The sequence below is a fragment of the Pedobacter sp. 01N416 genome (assembly GCF_056399685.1).
In genome coordinates this window covers 1-1028 of record NZ_JBFTRT010000928.1, presented here as the reverse complement: position 1 = coordinate 1028, position 1028 = coordinate 1, and the positions used below count along the sequence as shown (strand labels likewise).

The following is a 1028-nucleotide window of genomic DNA, read 5'->3' as shown; positions in this document are numbered from 1 at the left end:
TAACAGCGCTGGAAACAACAATAATATGGTCAATGCTTTTTTCATTTTTTTCTTGATCTTTTTTAAAAAAATTAATTATTCTTTGTAATCAATCCATACTTTCATTTTACTTTCCGCCCTGTTATCCCAAGAATAATAAKGAATAAATTTTATGACATTTTTTGGATCCGCTACTGTTTTTATTTCCATAATTCCTCCCAATAAACCAGGATTGAAAGTGGTTTCAAACTTTGTGTTTTTAGAAATAATTTCGAGGTCAAAATTAGATTTGTTGTCTACCTCTTCCATGCAATACACCAAAGGCCCTCTTTGTATAGCTCTTTTTCCAATATCAGCCTTTACAAGATCGTCTGCTTTAACCACTTCAACTGGCATATCCATAGAAATTTTAATTTCATCCCCTTTTCTCCATTCTTTTTTCAATACTGCATATCCATTTTCCACTATTGGGTTATTAATTTTTTTTCCATTTAATGAAAGGGAATATTTTTTGCACCAAGCTGGAATTCGAAATCTAATTTCTTTTTCTAAAGGAAAGGTTAAAGATTTAACTATGAGTTTTACATCTCCATTCCAAGGATAATTGGTCTCTTCTTGTAACTCCAAATTGTTTTTTCCAATGGAAATATTCACCGTACTGCCTATATACAGGTTTACCCAGATCGCATTGTCCGATTGTCCATAAATATAATTACCAATAGAAGGCATAAAACGTGAGATCTGGCTTGGACAACAAGCCGTCCCATACCAGGCTTTTCTGTGATGATCTCCTTTGGATTCTAATGGGTTCACGTAGAAAAATTCAGTCCCGCTAAGAGAAACTCCAGACAAAACAGCGTTATACATCGATCGTTCTAAAACATCTATATATTTAGAATCGCCAGATGATTGGTTCATTCGTGAATTCCAATAACACATACCCACAGAAGCGCAAGTTTCACAATATGCAGTTTGATTAGGCAAATCATAATCTTCTGTAAATCCTTCATTTTCCCGTGAAGAACCAACACCTCCAGTAACATACATAT

Annotated in this window: 1 protein-coding gene; it reads right to left on the bottom strand. The window is 33.9% G+C overall.

Features of this window, described 5'->3' with window-relative positions; translation table 11 throughout:
* Positions 1-75: 75 nt before the first annotated feature.
* Positions 76-1028: glycoside hydrolase family 127 protein (locus AC1DND_RS28460; RefSeq protein ID WP_477586277.1), on the bottom strand; the 953-nt coding region annotated here is incomplete at its 5' end.